Origin of the sequence: Paenibacillus segetis (genome assembly GCF_014639155.1) — a bacterium.
GTDB classification, from domain to species: Bacteria; Bacillota; Bacilli; order Paenibacillales; family Paenibacillaceae; genus Fontibacillus; species Fontibacillus segetis.
The window spans coordinates 1,366,300-1,381,727 of sequence record NZ_BMFT01000001.1 but is presented as its reverse complement, the minus strand read 5'-3'; the positions used below and the strand labels follow the sequence as shown (position 1 = coordinate 1,381,727).

Sequence of the window (15,428 nt, the reverse complement as noted above, 5' to 3'; positions counted from 1 at the left end):
GATTCCCCCTAAACATGATTAAAGTAATAAAAAAAGAGAAGGCGATTAAGCCCCCTCTTCATTATCAGAATATTTACTATGCTGTAGCTTTAATGTCTCCCCATGTGTAAATAAGACCTTTCGGAGTTGCATCAAGAGCTGGATAACCCATCCCTGTAACAGTCATCTTTAAGTTGTCGTCAAGTTTAAACCCTGCATCAAGGTCAAATTTGATGCCACAGCTCTCAATATAGATAAAACGATCCGGATCAGACACACCTTGTGGCATGATTACAGCTCGTTTACGTGGCAATTCTTGTCCGGCCAAACCAGTAACTTGATACTTTACCTTTTCCGCATCAGTACCATCTACGACCTTAGTTGCATTGGCGTCAAAGGCGATGACCTTCTCGAAATCCATGTCAGGCGTGGAAAATTCAATTTTACCAACCTTACCCGTGCTGATGGACTTAACAGGAGCCGTCCCTGTTTGGTCAGTAGTCGGTTCGAACCAGGTAGTTTCGGTGTAAAATCGGATACCTCCTTGAGTCAGGTCAATTGTGATGGCATCCGTATCAACGGTACCATCGTCCTTTACTCCCCAAACAAAGATACCGGGTCCTGCATAAATCTTGTCTACACTACTCATACTCGTTATGCCTCCTTCGAATAAAACATAAAGTTTGTTGAATACATCGGCCTATCTTTTTCATCTAGACCAAGATAAATCGGTCGTTGCATGGCTTTACTAGAGAAAGCGTATGTGCTGCCTACCATGTAATTCGGCTTACGATGAAGCTGATTAACTAGCTTCTTTGCCAATGCTTCAGTTATGGCCATGTTAGCTGGTAGTGCCTTATATGATTTACCTTTAACAATTACCTGGAACGTCGGCCTCTCTGTCGGCACATAATCATGAGGGGCGTAACCCCCGCTATCCATAACAAAAAAGCAAGGGAGCTTTGTCTCGGGTAGATCGGCTGGGATGAAGTTCGCATCCGGGTAAACGGTGTAACCGGATGCTGTTAAATAAGTAATCAAATCATTTGCAAGCATCGGCTCACCCCTCCAGAATTTTAGATAGTTCTTCGATAATGAGATCCTCGTTCATCTTCAAAGCTCGCTCTAAGAACTTCTTGCCTGGAAATTCTCCGTTGTATGGTCCCTTGCTGAGTGTCTTCTCTCCAGGTGTAAAGGTGACTAGATTCCCCTTGGAGGTTTTCCGGAAACCTTCATGCTGCACAACTGCATAATCATCAACCTCCGGACTCGTCCCCATATCGATATACATGCCTGCTATGCTACGCTTCACTTCACCAATAATCAATGCTGCTTCGAGGTCACCCTCATCGATCGGAGCCAAACGTTTTGCATCATGGATGACTTTCAGAGTTAAACGAGTCAGCGTATCCTCTAATCGGTTGTCCAACTCCTTCTCCAGTTGGTCAAGCCGGTTAATTACCGCTTCTATCCCTTCCAAGCTGAAACTAAATATTTTGTGATCTGCCATAAACGATTACCTTCTTTACGTCATCGGTTCCGAGGAACTTCCGGACCTCAAAATGAGCAACATCACATCGTATCTCAAGACCAAGGGCGTTGGTGTAAAGGAAGTAATCATCAAAGCCAACGGCGACCGCCCCTTCAATGTGAATCGTGTATGCGATCTGCACCTCTTCACCTTTGGCGTTTTTAATGAGTCGTTGTTCTTCATCGACCTTGGCGGCCTTCTCGGATTCTGTTGGCGGCAGCGGACGGCCCCAATCATCGACCTCGGAATGGAAATGTGTAACGGTCGCCGGGTACCCGAAGATGCTCATATCAAAGCACCACCAAATTGTCGCTGTACCGCTTCCTCGGCTTCCAACTCTGCTAGTTCATCAGCGGTAGGTCCAAGTAAATCTCGGACGTCAGGTGAGACAACAGGGCGTTCTCCATCCTTGTAGCTGACCGATTCGCCATTGTCTGCAACTGTCTTGACGTTATGCTTTTGGTATTTCAGCGCCGGATCGATACCCTGCAGCTCCCAAACTGCTTGATAGGCTACAAGCTCAGTAATAAGTTCAACATCTGGGTACCAGCGAGAAAGAACACGTTCGGCTTGGATAACTGCAACAGCCTGCTTAGTTGATCGATCCCATGCGTCAGTGTCTAACAAGTTCGCATGGATCCAATCGCCTACTTCATTGTGATCCATAACCGGTCACCTACTTCTGCTGAGCAACTTCGATCTCTGCTGCCAACGTTTCGGCATCCATCTCGGCAACACCTTGAATACCTAGATCGGTTGCTTTCTTCCGGAGTGCTTTTAGTTGTTTTTCAACTTCTTTCTGCTCCTTCTCAGCTGCGGCCTTGCGTTCTTCCTCCACCTTTTTCGCTAACTCTGCCGACTCTTCTGCAGCAATTTCTTCCTGTGTTTTAGGTAGCAAGTCACCCGCTCGAATTGTGATGATCCGGTTACCGTCGTCCTCATCGACATTCGGAATAACATCACCTGGACCGTACCACTCACCGTTGTGTTTCACTTTACCAGTTACCTTTATGTTCAATTCGCTCACCCTCTTATTAATAATAAAAGAGCACCTTTGTAGGCGCTCTTTAAATAACTGTTGCAGATACTACGGAGTCAGCCCAAGCAAATGCTGGGAAGTTTAAGGCAACGCCTGCAGTACGTAGGCGGATCGGATTCTTAGTGACATCACGGAACACATATAGGCCCATGTCACCTGTTTGCTCTGCTTCAATCTCAGCTATCATTTCCTCTGTCGTCTTAGCCCACAGGTAGTTGCCAAGTGGACCATCGGGAAGAAGAATAAACCGATTCTCCGGAACCATGCGAAGCGTTGTGAATGACAACTTACCACCAGTCAATGCACGGTCCTCAGTACGCGCTTGTGTGTCGTAAGCAATCAAAGTAGGAAACTCCATTTCGCTGAACACTGAATCAAGTTGTGACTTAGTAAGTTGCGGAGGCTGTGCATTGCCACTCGGATTCCCGTGATAGTGTTGACGAATAGACAAGTTACGACGCAGCAGTGTGATGATTTTCTGACTCGTCATGGCTCGACGCAAACGAATACCTTTAGCTCTCCATTGATCTACCCATAATTGAATATCATCTAATGGTGTAGCATTAATGATATCGTCCCATTTATCCTGACCTGACAAGACAGGCTTTTGATCAACTGTGTAGCCAAAGTCAACTTGTACATTAACGTTTCCTTCAACATAGTTCACACCACCACTCCATACACTGGTCATCGCGATCCACTCTCGCCGAGCACGGATAGAATCAACGGCGAACTGAGCATCGTTAAGCTGACGATTACGAAGCTGGTTACGTTCCTCTGATCGTAATCCATAACTTTGAGATGCTTGTAGTGCTAAACGAACCAAGCGCTCATCCATGTATCGGCCTAACTGAATCTTAGGAATCTCAATTCTCGAGCCAGTCAAACCTTCGCGTGAAGCATACTCAACCTCAGTGCCAAGCTCAGCAATCTTAGCCATCACTGGTAAACGTGGTGAGCCCTCCTTGATAACATCAACCGTCAATTCCGATGTTTCAAGTGCTGGAAATAGAATCGGGTGAAGATATTCGTTTGAGGTTTCAAGATTCCTAGAATAGACGAGTAAGTCCTCGCCGCTTAGCGCCTCCTCCAGAGTGAGATCGATCGGATCTCCATCGGCGAACGTCTGAAGATTAAGCTTGTAACGTAAATTAATTTCCTTAGTCATTAGCTTTTCATTCCTTTCTGTTTTAGAGATTTAGGCAAAAACGATATGTGGCATTTTAGCAATAAGTGCGTCGTCAACAGTGACCGGAATACGCTCCTTGATGAACTTGCCGACCTCGTAACCACCGACCACTTGATCCCCATCCTTGACGTTCACAGTGCGCTTCAGAATGACGGTGGGGGTTTGGCTGCCATCATCACCTGCAGGTTTATACGGCACCCATTTCCCTGAAGCAGTCAGCTTCGCCATCGGCATACCTTTCTTAATGATCTTGTCACCCTTTGCATCGGCCGTAATAGCTGCTGCATCAATCGTGATGCCATTCGTCACTTCGCGAACCACTTCAAAAGATGCCAGGATCTCATATTCATCCTGCACCACTACTCGTGGTTTTGGTTGTAATCTCATAATTCAAATACCTCCTTAATTTTTGTTCCACGGGTCAAAAGCAGTTTGACCACCTACAGTCCCGCGGCTTTTAGCAAGGTTAATAATCTCTTCCTTCGACTTCTTTTGTTGTTCCAGGGAGTTTGGAACATTAGCACCAATTCGACCGCTACCCTGTTTCTGTTTCCCAAGGTGCGGCTTTTTCTTTAGCAGTTCTTCCATGGCTTCTTTGACGCCAGTTATGTTACCTTTGTCATCTTCCTTAGCTCCAGTCAGATCAGCAAGTGCGTAAGCTTCCTCCCAATCGACGAAACCGAGTTCATTCGCCAAAACCTTTACCTCGGCGGTCAGCAGGCGCTTGAAGGTCTTGTCGTTCTGCTCCTTCTCACGCGCCTTGATTTTCTCATCAACCAGACGATCGACTTCAGCAGGATCAAGTTTTCCGTCTTCCTTTTCTTTGCCCTTCGACTTCAGTGCAGCTTGCATGGCTTCAACCGAGTCATAACCCAAATCTTTAGCTAGGGTCTTTTGGGCTACCTTCTCGGCACGAGAGAGCCGTGATTGAACAGCAGCATCAAGTTCTGCCTGTGTGAAAGTCTTTCCCTTGTTCGGATCATTTGGATCCGGGTTTGGATTGGGATCCGAATTCGGGTTAGGATCTTCTGCAAACACCTGCAGATTCATCGGGTACCGACTAGGAATATATACATTCATTTTATTGACCTCCTATTTTAAGTCCGGGTGGACTACCAGCCGCAGCTTTTATAATGTCATCACGGCGTTTTTGGACAAAAGAAAAAGCCGTTCTTCACGGCTTGGTTTACTACATGGTATAATTTTCAAAAAAGAAAAAAGAAAGTGGTGCTTTGATGGGAAATAACAAATGGACCCCTGCTGAAAATGCAATTATCGTAGGTGTATTGCCTGAATACAGAGTGCGTATTGAGAATGGAGAGCCTGCACCCGACGTCGCCAATGATTTGGCAAAGCAAATCCTGCAATATGATGTTAAGTTTAACTTTTTTAATGAAAGAAAGAAGCCTGAAATACTTGATTCAGTGAATACAATTACCCAACATATAAAACGCATGGATGATATTACAAAAGGAGTACAGCTCAATAGACCGGCGATGCAACACGAATTGCCATGGGTCGGTCTACTGCCTTAGCGGTTTGTTAGCAGCCCTGTAAAGTTCCTGCAACTTCAAGTATTTATTCGTGCGCCGTACCTTCTGACTAGCGAACTGCTTGAGATTCGGCGTATCGTTAGGCAATATAGCCTTATACCTAATCCATTGCTTGCGGGTCTCGTTCTTACGGGACTTGTCACGCTGGATCTCATTGTAGCGGCGAATGTTATGCTCAGTACGGTTATCGACGAATGACCGATTCGACTGCTCAATCATACGCTCAACCTCATCAACAGGAGTATACTCCTCGATCCAAGCCGAAATAGAATGAACACAATGAGAATGATAAGGCGGCCGGATATCCAACTTAGGGAAACGCTTGTCGTTACCACTAATACTGTATATACGCCCCTGGTACTTGGCGCAGAATTCGCAGGTAATCCCGACAAAGTTCACGTAAACCAGATCAAGACCGTTCTTAGTAATCGTGTTTTCAGCCCCGGTAACATGTGCCTTCCGGAGATTGTACTGAACGACCCCATTCATGTATTTGTCTACAGGTATCTCTGCACCGTTTTTAGCTATGATGCCGGTAATACCTTTTTCCGTAGCTTTAGCAATTGCATCCTTCGAGGCTTGCCTCCGGTTAACACCTTCGGTAAGCATTCGCTCTGTGGCAGCTCTAACAACTTCCTCCACCCGGCGTTTAGCATCCAGTGACATGTTGTCGGTAGCTTCGAGGATCCGAAAAAAGGAATCATCCATGATCGCCTGAACAGCTCGCTGGTGAATGATCGACTCCAGAACAGTATTAATATGTTCTTTTGGTATTCCCTGTGCTGTCATGCTGGTAGCTACTTCACCAACACCTTCCTTGTAGGCTTCGGCTAACAGTTTGGACATGCTCTGAGCAGAGCCATCAGTTAAACTGGCAAGAATGTCGTCGATCTGTTTCAGAAGCTTCACCTTGCGTTTTCGATTGTAACTGCCTTCCTCGAGAGATCGGATCAGATCTAGCAGCCGCTCTCCTGCCCGAGAATAAAGAGCAATTAACTTCTCAGCATCAGCCATTAACTATCACCTAGATTCACCTTCGGCGGTTGTGTAAACGTTGGATTCATTCCTTCCGCAGCTTGCTCATCCCGAATCTTCTGGATCTCGGACTCAATCGCTTTCTCGGACCAGTCTGGATGCATTCGACGAACCGTAGTTTCAAGCGATTGAACGCCACCTTCGTATTTCGCGATCTCTTCGGTGTCCTTCTCACTGTCAGCCTTGGGAAGCAGATCGCCCCATTCAACGACCGGATTGGCAACCTTCAACGAGGTACCGCCAATCGCATTCTCCAAGATCATGCACTTCCGAATAGCCGATTTGATTGCTGCATCAAACTTGGATTGTACAGCTTCAGCCTTTATCACCGATTGGATCCATAAATATAACAGAGCAACGCCTGAATCCCCTTTCCCTTCCTCAAGTCCAGCTGCTTGAGGAGATGTTTTAGAGATAGACAGCATGAACTTAATCAAGCGTGTGACATGTTCGAAACTCTGCGCCGTTTTTGCATCCCAAGTGATGTACTGAGGAACAGCTCCGGTCTTCTCATCGAAACTGACAACCTCCAAATCATCACTCCGGACAAAGCGAGCGCCATAATCACGATGGTTCTGATTCGCCACCGTATCCCATAAAGCCCGAGGAATAGCTAGTTTAGGCTTACCATGCTTCTCAAAGACAATGGCATCCCTGGTAATGGTCCAGTTGATTTCCTCTTGCAATCCGTCGATGTTACGAAGCGCGGATCTCCCACGAAGATGAGTGAGTGTTTCTTCATTGGTTACGACTCCACAAAGTAGTTCATGCACTCCTTTGAGCTCCGCATCCTCGGGAATGTCCATATCATGATCTGCTGAATACTGATCAATATTAATTTCAGCTGCTACATTATCGCCTTCCATTTTGTAGACGAGTTGTTGGGCACTTAGACCTTGAGCACTTAGTCGCTGTCGCTCAACACGAAGAAACCGATCCTTTCGATTCTCTTCACCCCATTCCTCGATCCACGCGATATCCGCGCCACGTCCATCGTCATGAGGAAAGTATCTATCCCCTAAAATCCACTCAAACCACACAGACCCCGATTCATCTCGGCGTATTCGGTAAGCGACAAGTCCATCTACCTGGTGCTGGGTAACAGCGGCCCATATCTTCTCGTTAGGCTTACTTGCCGTTACGACCGAGGAAACAAATTCTAGCTCTGGACCTTTCTCGGTATCGGCAGAAATGTTTCCAAGTGATCGGTTAAGTAGATCCGCCGGCACCTCGGCAACTAGGCTGCTGAAGTTGGCCACAATATATTGATAATCAGCGCTGAAGACTTTCTCAACCTGACGCCATGACCGAACACCAACCCGTCGCCGGACGACTTTCCTTTCTTTGGTTACCGACTGAGCTCGAGGGAATATCTCGGCATGCTCACCTTCATATAGAAGGCGATAATACATCATCATACCTATTTCCCTATCAAATGGAGGGGGTGGGAAGCTCTTTTGCGTATAAATGATTGTCAGCTTAATCACCTTCTTTCTACCAGCCTGAAGGCCGTTGATTAGTATGCAGCATTTCAGGTCTCCGGAGCGGCTCAGCCGAGTACCTAAGGGCAGCCATTGCATCATCAAACACATTAACCGGTTCGTCCAGGTAAAGACCTGTTTTCGGATCCTTACGCCACGACCACTGTTGAATCTCCTTAATCGTGTTGACGCAGTCTGGATGTATATGAATCTTCCGTTGCTTGAGATAATCGATCTGAGCAACAACGCTACCAGGCTCCTTAACAACACCAGCGGCATGGTACCCAGCATTCTGCCACATTTGGATTCTGTCGGGCTCTGCAGAGTCGCAATACATCGCAAGATATTTGCTTAAGCCCTTACGATCGGCAATCTCGATAATCGCATCTGTAGCCATCTCATGCACATAGATTTCATTGCATATAAAAAACTCACCGTCTTTAACACCGACCGTGAGAATAGCATTGGCATGGTTGAAACCGAAATCCTGTGCATGGTGCATACTATCGAACATCTCAAAGGATGTATCGAAATCATGAATGATAAAGTTCTTGAAGATCAAGCCACCAAGTTCGCCCCATTCACCTTCACCATAAATAGCATAACCTTCTGGGTCCTCGATCTTCCGCCGCTCCATCCGGCGATAATAAGCTGGATCAATGAAACGATTTTGTCGGTAGGTTGAGTGATGCGCCAGCACATCTGGGCTCTCAAAGTCAAAATACTTTCGCTTTATCCAGTGTGTTGCTGATACTGGGTTAAAGGAGAAAGTAATTTGATAATAGAGGTTCAGATTGAGCAGTATCCCACGTAACCGGTCGTCAAGAATATCAACGTCTGACTCCAGTAGCTCGGTTGCTTCCTCGACCCAAATCCATACGAGCTTACCATGAGCAAAGTTGATCGACTTAACCTTTTCCCTATCCCGTACATCGTTCATGCCGCGGAAGATAATTTCATTACCTGTGACACGGCTACGAATCGTTAATGGAGATCTTAGCACTTCCCAATATTCTTCAGCCCGCTCACCGTAAATCCGGTTTATCGCTCCAGTAAGCTCAGCAAAAGTACTATTCCGGTTAGTCTCATTGACCTTACGGACACATAGTAGATTCGCGCCAGCGTACTTCGGATCTCCAAGTTTAAGTATATAATCCTGAGCGATATTGACCGACTTACCGGATCCAGCACTACCACGGAGTGCCCGGTACCGTCGCCGCGATCGATTAACTATTTTGAAGTGGGCATTGAACTGCACCTTAACAGCAGCGCTCATGACTCCTCATCCCCATAATCAACAACGATATGCAACGGTTCTTTTGTCTCATTGATGCCGAGCTTCTTAGCTTCACCGCGGAGTTTATCTATTCTCGCCTGTTGCTCAGGCCCTGCAATCTCATATTTCAACTTGATTGTTTTGATCTTTTGATTCTGAACTCGAGTTAACGCTTCCTCCAGTTTGATAATGTCATCGATTGTCCGGTATTCCGTTTCCTCAATCTGGGACTCGACCATTTCAGTGCGAGTAACCGGTATCGTCTTAGTGACCCCAGTCTTCTCGTCATGGACGGTCATAACATCTTTGATGCCCCTCAGCTCACTTAGTACCCTCCGCTGCTTCTCGGTCAGACCATTCATAAGCATACCGATACGCTGCAACATACGACGCTCACGGATGGTCAGCAGTTTAATGGCTTCATCTGCCTGCTGAACTGGATCAGTATCAACCTGGTCTACAAGCCCTTGTTCATCTTCTTCCAGTGCATCCATCCAGATCGTTTCATACTCACCGGTGGTAACGGCCTTCTTGTTTCCTGTTGGACCACCGTCACCACCTTTATTCCCCTTAGCATTCTTATTACCGGGAGGTGCACCACCACGATTGCCAACGGCGTTTTTGTTCCCTTTGGGTGCTCCTCGTTTAGTAACGTTACCTTTCGTTTCATTGGTAACGTTACTATTCAAATCAGTAGCCCACTTGTCCTGAGACTTCCACTTTCGGACTTGCGTCTCACCAATTGAAAGAGCGGCAGCAATTTCTTTTAACAATATCTTACCGCTGCTCTCTAGCCACATCTGTCTTGCTTTGTCCCGGTCAGGACTTCGCTCTCTTGCCATGCTACATCATCACCACCCCCATAGATCTGTTCCAAGTGCAACTTTTTCCCTTGTCTTTCGTTTAATACACTGAAGGGAGATGGTTACTTTCATTAAAATGTTGACTGTCTCTCCACCTCCTACACTTTTCCTCAAAAGTTTTAATTTCTGAGGTGCATCTTTCAGAGAGACTAAACCGCTCTGATAAATATCAGAGTAATATTTGAAAGAGGAGATGATTTTTTTGATTATCTCTAGGAGGTTACATTTTAACTAAAGCCCTTCAGGGCTTTTTTTTATATTTCGTCATTCTGCAATTCAATATCTATTTCAATCAGCTTTTTCAGATCGTTAACCATCTTAATCTAGCTCGGTTTGGATCTCGAATGATGGCATATCATTATCACCACCTCCGATGGGTAATTCTAGCTTCCGAAGTAAAAAATCCTACTATAGACAAGCTCAGTACATTTGGTCAATAATCCCAGTAGTAACATATTTAATTATTGAGAGGAGAATTCTAATGAATACCATCCACACTGTTAACACAACTACTTATCAAGTCGTTGTCACCGAACGTGAAGGGTACTATTTCATTCGTTTCGAAGATCTAGTAACCGAAAGATCGTTACTATTAGACAAATCAGAAAGTCTACATTACGCGATCTCGTCTGCCGAAAAATTTCCTGAGTTATATTCAATTGCTCAGAAAGAAGGCTTTACATTGTTAGTCGATGAGTTTGTTAATAAGTCCGGAAAAATTGTCACTGTTAACGAAGCCTTTGATATCGACAGATCAACGAATGAGTTCGAACGACTTCTCAAATCGCTGAACAGTATTTGAGTAAACCAATCCGCGACCCGCGACGCTTACTTTTCCCACATCTCACAGAACCAGCAAACAAAAAAAGCCCTAAACAAAACTTCGGGCTTTTTTTAAATTAAAGTATGAGATTTAAAACTATTGTTGGAAGTGCCATTCAAAATAGTGTTTTGTACTGTCGTTCCAAAATGAACATTCAATTCCTTCTACTTGATTCACTTTATCCAACAGATCTGGTGTAAATGTCTTTTTAGTGTTCCTAACCACTTTTCCATCACGAACTACAATGTACGCTTTCTCATAAAGATCGTCACAACCAAATTTACACATTGGCATGATAATATTCTTGTGGTCCAATCTCTCTTCATTGGAACACTTAGATCTCTTTTTTATATGTGCTGCAACTAGAAGATCAACGGGATATTGCTTACCACAAATTCCACAAACTCCAACCCTCTTATTCTGGAATAATTGTCGTCTAAGGAATGACTGCTCTTTTCTTCTCTTCCCTGAATGTTGAACGTCAAGATCATCATCAATATTGAATTGTAGTATTTCTTCTTTATATTCTTCCTCGGTAATCTCTGGAAGATAAACCTCACTCTTTAAATCCAGAGCAGTTAAGATCCGATCACTGCGTTCTTCGTTTAACACAGAAAATCCTTGAATAATATAATTATCAGCATACCCAACTATCTGATTAAATTGAGAATAAGGGATCTGATGGGCATTTATTTCATCAAGAAAATATACATATTCCCATGTTTGACCCTCTTTATCGTAATCCCATAGCGCAGCTGCTAATTCCTTGTTATGGAGCTTATGAGTTACTACTCCTGAACCAAACACATGACCATTGGCTGAAAATAGAGTTACATCACCTACTTGAATTCTCTCCCACTTATTTACGTTTACATCATTTTTACCGGGAGTAACTCCCCAGGTAGGTACGAACCCATCAGGGTATAGGCTATGTATCAATTCAAGATCTTCAGCGGTAACATACTCCGAAAGTACAAGAAATGGAACTGGTGTTTGAACCGTATTTTCATAATGTTCCCTAGCATCTTTATTTCCTGATGGTTGTAGTATAACTTTCTGCATGGATCCTCCTACAATTCGGTATACTTTCTATTCGAGCCAAATGATTTTTCAATAGGATATTTTTTAGCATTCTTATTTAATTTTTCAAATAGCGCTTGCTTAGGATCAATACCCAAATCGCTACACATTAATAAAACATAATAGAGAATATCCGCAAGTTCATCTTGAATTTGCTCACTGTTACTAATGGCTTCTTCGCTACTCTTCCATTGAAATAATTCTAGCAGTTCACTAGCCTCAAGATTTAGCGAAATTGCTAGATCCTTAGGATTATGGAACTGTTTCCAGTTACGTTCATCTCTGAATGATACTATTTTCTCTATCAATTCATTCAATATTCTCACCTCATTTCATAATTCGACATAAGGTATCCTATTCCTCTACTCTTCTATGCTGCGGCAAAACCTCTCGTACTCTGGATCACCTGGTTATAGATCGACACGAGGGTTATAGGCTGCTGCGTTGAATTGGTCAATCTGCACGATTCTGATGTTCATCTCCATACCTCCAACTTTTATATTGCTACAAAAAAAGCGACCATAGAAGGCCGCCTTTCTCGTCTAGTTTATTTCTCCTACTTCAATTCAATCTCAATTTGTTGATCAAGATGATCTTTAATCTTCATGACAGTCTTAATTGCTTCCATTATCAAATATTCTATATGTTCATAAGATAGCAGATCAGAATCATAGTTTCTTTTACTCGGGCTATTAGGATAAATATACGCATCGTATATTAGATCATGAAATACTGATGTCTGGTTAATAAAATCATCAATTAAATCGATGTATTCTTTAAGGAAAACCTCGTTTGTGCGAATATTACGAATTACAGTACCGCACTCTTCTTGGACCTGATTAGATGTATTGAGAAACTCTTCCCGACTTATTCTCTTATTTTCAATTTCCTTAAGACGAAGGTGTAATATTCCTAATTGTCTCACCATGATAAATAGCCCACGCTGTGTTTCCTGAATTTTATCAATCTTTATTTTCTTTCTAATCAAGATCATTTCGGATCGATGACTCAATTTATATGTTAACGTTCCACCGATCACTACACCCACTACTCCAACAATTCCTGATACTAATGCTCCTACTAATTCTATAATCAATTAAATCCCTCCCATCATTCATAATTCGACCAATTCGAAAAATCTCCTTCGCCCCATTTATGTTGAGTTGGTTTTCATATACGGGCATACAAAAACAGAGCCACACAACAACGCTGTGGCCCTTCCTGACGTTTTATGCAGTTGTCATTATATTAGGACACCAAGAACATACGTGCTTGTAATTGGCTTCTACTGTGTTATAAAAGCAAAAGAAAAAGCACCGGTTAGGGTGCCTCTTTGAAGAAGTTCTTAATAGTCTCGAAACTTGATTTTTTATCTATCTCAAGCTTTGTTAACGTTTCAAGATAACCAGATATAATTTCATTAAATATTTCGTTTTCGACTTCTACCTTTTCTTTGGTCGCAAGGATCCATTTGGGGTCGTCGTCTTCAAAATAACCATCGTCTCGCCTCCCATCGCTGTCCCTATCCTTTTCATGAGGAAGACTTTCCTCCAAGTAAATAAGCATCTCATACTGATTTAACAGAAGTAATAATTTGGGTCGAGCTAAACCCTTATTTGTTTTATCGAACAGTTTTATGAAATTATTCCTATCTAAAATACTCAACACTTCCTCGGACTCACTGTTAGTAAAAGTAATTGGTTCCCCAGCTTTAATATTCAACCTCTGAGTTGACTTAACATTTATCAGTGTGATAATAGGGAAGTCTTTTATCTTTGCATCAGGCATCATTATTTTTCTAAAAGACTCCTGTTTAACAAGATATGTGTATAATGGTGCGTACACTTCGTTGAGCCTTCGCAAGTGCACATCTCTGTTCTTCTCAAAAAAATACTTAGAAGCACCGACTAAACTCGTTATAAAAGTAGCCACAATCGCTACAAGGCCAATCGCTTTTATAACTAAGTCCCAAGACCATACCCAGTTTTGTGATTGTACGACTTTCTCCGATTCTGTTATTACATCAAATACTATGATCACATTCATCCTCTCCTCAACATCAAATTTCGACATCAAGAAGTATTTTCCTCTAAACTCTTCGCCACCACTTAATACACTTAGGCATGCTACACACTTGCTTTGTCCCTTCCCATCGCCCCCATATACATCTTTTACATTTCTCTGGCTGTACTGGATCCGAATACATTCGTTTTAATTTATTACGTTTTCCGGCCATGTCTACGTTCACCCCGATTCCGTGGTGGTTCTGATCTGCCTGATGTCACCTTGATAAGCCATTGAATAAGCTTCATTCCAAACACGCTCCTTAGGGCAAAATAAAAAAGCCGCTCCAAAAGGAACGACTTCGACTGTGATATGTATGTTTTCCGCCATTTAACGGAATTTCGATATTTGAACAACACTTTATAAAGAATTGCGTCCGGAACGTCCGCAGCAAATGTGCTTCGCTCTTTGCTATAAAAGCATCTGTACTTTGTAACTAGAGAGGAATGACAAGACCATTTTAACGAGCTACAGAAAATGGAGTCAACACTACTTCAACTTGAATTTTTCGATTATCACCATGGCAACATCCATATGCTCCAAATATCTCACTATTTCATTAACCCACTTCATTCTGTTTCATGTATCGACACTCTGGAAAACTACTGCATCCGTGAAACTGTCCTTTCGCTCCATTTCGAAGAACAAGTTTATTACCGCATCTTGGACATATCAGCATTTTCACCGGAGTCGCTGCAATAACCGCTTTTGGTGTTGGAGCAGTTCCAGGATTCATGGCCAGAATCATTTCAATGAGTCCATCACGATTAATCAACTTTACTTTATTGGACTTGGCCAACTCATACGCTGCTGAAGTGTAATCACTGTTAGAAACTACCCAAGCCTCTGCAGCTCCATAGTGCGCTATAGATGCCTGTGCTTCCTGAACAGCTTTAATCCCAACATTCTTGCTGTACCGCTTGGCTTGAACAACTATCTTCTTGCCATCCTTCTGAAGAACGAGATCCGCACCATAATCTCCTGCAGCCTTGGTTACTTGTGTCTTATAACCCTTTGCTTGGAATAAATAGCCCAAATATTTTTCAAACTGAAAGCCGTCCATTTTATCAATGTCAGCTATACCTGATTTTTTTAATTTCTCTGCCTTGGCATTATTCACTAGTATCATAATTACTGCAGCTATAATCAAACCTATGAAGGCAGCTACAGCTCCTAATTCAATAGATTGCGTCATATTCAGCACTAGCAGACCCGGACCAACAAACGAAAGTCCGACAACACCTTTTATAAATTCCTCTTGCTGCTTTGCTTTACTCTTTCTTCTAGCCATAATAATCCCTCAAATCTCATGTCATGTTTCTTTAGCATTCGACAATTGGAACTATATTCCTGCAAAGGAATAGAAAAAGCGAGAAGAGGTACGCTCCGGTTAAGTGCCGCATTCATGCAGCCGTGCGTGTCATTCTCGCCTTTTTCTATGCTTACATACTATCATGGAAAATCATTCATTTGGTGCTCACACTATGTTCAAGTTTTGTCAAAACAAGTGCAAAC

The 15,428-nt window shown here is 43.3% G+C and carries 21 protein-coding genes; 2 read left to right on the top strand and 19 right to left on the bottom strand.

Annotated features, from left to right (window positions below; genetic code table 11):
- Positions 1 to 76 precede the first annotated feature (76 nt).
- Genes IEW05_RS06295 through IEW05_RS06255 form a run of 9 tightly spaced genes read right to left on the bottom strand, consistent with a single transcriptional unit; the run spans position 77 to position 4,818 of the window.
- Positions 77 to 628, bottom strand: coding sequence for a hypothetical protein (locus IEW05_RS06295; RefSeq protein WP_188536872.1), 552 nt, complete (start codon positions 626 to 628; stop codon positions 77 to 79).
- Between the two features lie 5 nt (positions 629 to 633).
- Positions 634 to 1,035: a minor capsid protein gene (locus IEW05_RS06290; protein ID WP_188536870.1), complete on the bottom strand. Its 402-nt coding sequence runs from the start codon at positions 1,033 to 1,035 to the stop codon at positions 634 to 636.
- Between the two features lie 4 nt (positions 1,036 to 1,039).
- Positions 1,040 to 1,489 carry an HK97 gp10 family phage protein gene (locus IEW05_RS06285; RefSeq protein ID WP_188536868.1) on the bottom strand — a complete coding sequence of 150 codons (450 nt, stop codon included), beginning with the start codon at positions 1,487 to 1,489 and terminating at the stop codon, positions 1,040 to 1,042.
- Positions 1,467 to 1,799, bottom strand: a complete 333-nt coding sequence (locus IEW05_RS06280) for a hypothetical protein (protein ID WP_188536866.1) — start codon at positions 1,797 to 1,799, stop codon at positions 1,467 to 1,469. The genes IEW05_RS06285 and IEW05_RS06280 overlap by 23 nt, the downstream gene beginning before the upstream one ends.
- Positions 1,796 to 2,176: a hypothetical protein gene (locus IEW05_RS06275; RefSeq protein ID WP_188536863.1), complete on the bottom strand. Its 381-nt coding sequence runs from the start codon at positions 2,174 to 2,176 to the stop codon at positions 1,796 to 1,798. Before IEW05_RS06275 ends, IEW05_RS06280 begins: the two co-directional genes overlap by 4 nt.
- Before the next feature lie 10 nt (positions 2,177 to 2,186).
- A complete protein-coding gene (locus IEW05_RS06270) occupies positions 2,187 to 2,528 on the bottom strand; it encodes a DUF7210 family protein (RefSeq protein WP_188536861.1) in 342 nt (113 codons plus the stop codon).
- A gap of 49 nt (positions 2,529 to 2,577) precedes the next feature.
- Positions 2,578 to 3,717 carry a major capsid protein gene (locus IEW05_RS06265; RefSeq protein ID WP_188536859.1) on the bottom strand — a complete coding sequence of 380 codons (1,140 nt, stop codon included), beginning with the start codon at positions 3,715 to 3,717 and terminating at the stop codon, positions 2,578 to 2,580.
- A gap of 30 nt (positions 3,718 to 3,747) precedes the next feature.
- The gene (locus IEW05_RS06260) at positions 3,748 to 4,125 is read right to left on the bottom strand and encodes a head decoration protein (protein ID WP_188536857.1); all 378 of its coding nucleotides are present in this window, start codon (positions 4,123 to 4,125) and stop codon (positions 3,748 to 3,750) included.
- Positions 4,126 to 4,140: 15 nt separating this feature from the next.
- The gene (locus IEW05_RS06255) at positions 4,141 to 4,818 is read right to left on the bottom strand and encodes a scaffolding protein (RefSeq protein WP_188536855.1); all 678 of its coding nucleotides are present in this window, start codon (positions 4,816 to 4,818) and stop codon (positions 4,141 to 4,143) included.
- A 155-nt stretch (positions 4,819 to 4,973) separates the two neighbouring features.
- Here IEW05_RS06255 and IEW05_RS06250 point away from each other — a divergent pair, with 155 nt between their 5' ends.
- Entirely contained in the window at positions 4,974 to 5,273 is a 300-nt protein-coding gene (locus IEW05_RS06250; RefSeq protein WP_188536853.1) for a hypothetical protein, read from the top strand.
- On the opposite strand, the gene IEW05_RS06245 is transcribed toward IEW05_RS06250, so the two are convergent.
- Genes IEW05_RS06245 through IEW05_RS06230 form a run of 4 tightly spaced genes read right to left on the bottom strand, consistent with a single transcriptional unit; the run spans position 5,262 to position 9,925 of the window.
- Positions 5,262 to 6,305 carry a phage minor capsid protein gene (locus IEW05_RS06245; protein WP_188536852.1) on the bottom strand — a complete coding sequence of 348 codons (1,044 nt, stop codon included), beginning with the start codon at positions 6,303 to 6,305 and terminating at the stop codon, positions 5,262 to 5,264. The genes IEW05_RS06250 and IEW05_RS06245 overlap by 12 nt on opposite strands.
- Complete coding sequence (locus IEW05_RS06240) at positions 6,305 to 7,909, bottom strand: phage portal protein (RefSeq protein WP_229753278.1); 1,605 nt, start codon at positions 7,907 to 7,909, stop codon at positions 6,305 to 6,307. Before IEW05_RS06240 ends, IEW05_RS06245 begins: the two co-directional genes overlap by 1 nt.
- Complete coding sequence (locus IEW05_RS06235) at positions 7,821 to 9,083, bottom strand: PBSX family phage terminase large subunit (protein ID WP_188536850.1); 1,263 nt, start codon at positions 9,081 to 9,083, stop codon at positions 7,821 to 7,823. The genes IEW05_RS06240 and IEW05_RS06235 overlap by 89 nt, the downstream gene beginning before the upstream one ends.
- A complete protein-coding gene (locus IEW05_RS06230) occupies positions 9,080 to 9,925 on the bottom strand; it encodes a phage terminase small subunit-related protein (RefSeq protein ID WP_188536848.1) in 846 nt (281 codons plus the stop codon). Before IEW05_RS06230 ends, IEW05_RS06235 begins: the two co-directional genes overlap by 4 nt.
- 502 nt (positions 9,926 to 10,427) lie before the next feature.
- Here IEW05_RS06230 and IEW05_RS06225 point away from each other — a divergent pair.
- Positions 10,428 to 10,748: a hypothetical protein gene (locus IEW05_RS06225; protein WP_188536846.1), complete on the top strand. Its 321-nt coding sequence runs from the start codon at positions 10,428 to 10,430 to the stop codon at positions 10,746 to 10,748.
- Between the two features lie 117 nt (positions 10,749 to 10,865).
- On the opposite strand, the gene IEW05_RS06220 is transcribed toward IEW05_RS06225, so the two are convergent.
- From IEW05_RS06220 to IEW05_RS06200, 6 genes are all read right to left on the bottom strand, one after another.
- Positions 10,866 to 11,831 carry an HNH endonuclease gene (locus tag IEW05_RS06220; RefSeq protein WP_188536844.1) on the bottom strand — a complete coding sequence of 322 codons (966 nt, stop codon included), beginning with the start codon at positions 11,829 to 11,831 and terminating at the stop codon, positions 10,866 to 10,868.
- Positions 11,832 to 11,839: 8 nt separating this feature from the next.
- Positions 11,840 to 12,166, bottom strand: coding sequence for a nucleotide pyrophosphohydrolase (locus IEW05_RS06215; RefSeq protein ID WP_188536842.1), 327 nt, complete (start codon positions 12,164 to 12,166; stop codon positions 11,840 to 11,842).
- 239 nt (positions 12,167 to 12,405) lie between these two features.
- A complete protein-coding gene (locus IEW05_RS06210) occupies positions 12,406 to 12,945 on the bottom strand; it encodes a hypothetical protein (protein ID WP_188536840.1) in 540 nt (179 codons plus the stop codon).
- 224 nt (positions 12,946 to 13,169) lie between these two features.
- Entirely contained in the window at positions 13,170 to 13,922 is a 753-nt protein-coding gene (locus IEW05_RS06205) for a hypothetical protein (protein ID WP_188536838.1), read from the bottom strand.
- A gap of 171 nt (positions 13,923 to 14,093) precedes the next feature.
- Positions 14,094 to 14,243 carry a hypothetical protein gene (locus IEW05_RS25585; RefSeq protein WP_194434095.1) on the bottom strand — a complete coding sequence of 50 codons (150 nt, stop codon included), beginning with the start codon at positions 14,241 to 14,243 and terminating at the stop codon, positions 14,094 to 14,096.
- Positions 14,244 to 14,472: 229 nt separating this feature from the next.
- A complete protein-coding gene (locus tag IEW05_RS06200; RefSeq protein WP_188536836.1) occupies positions 14,473 to 15,204 on the bottom strand; it encodes a restriction endonuclease in 732 nt (243 codons plus the stop codon).
- Between the last annotated feature and the right edge of the window lie 224 nt (positions 15,205 to 15,428).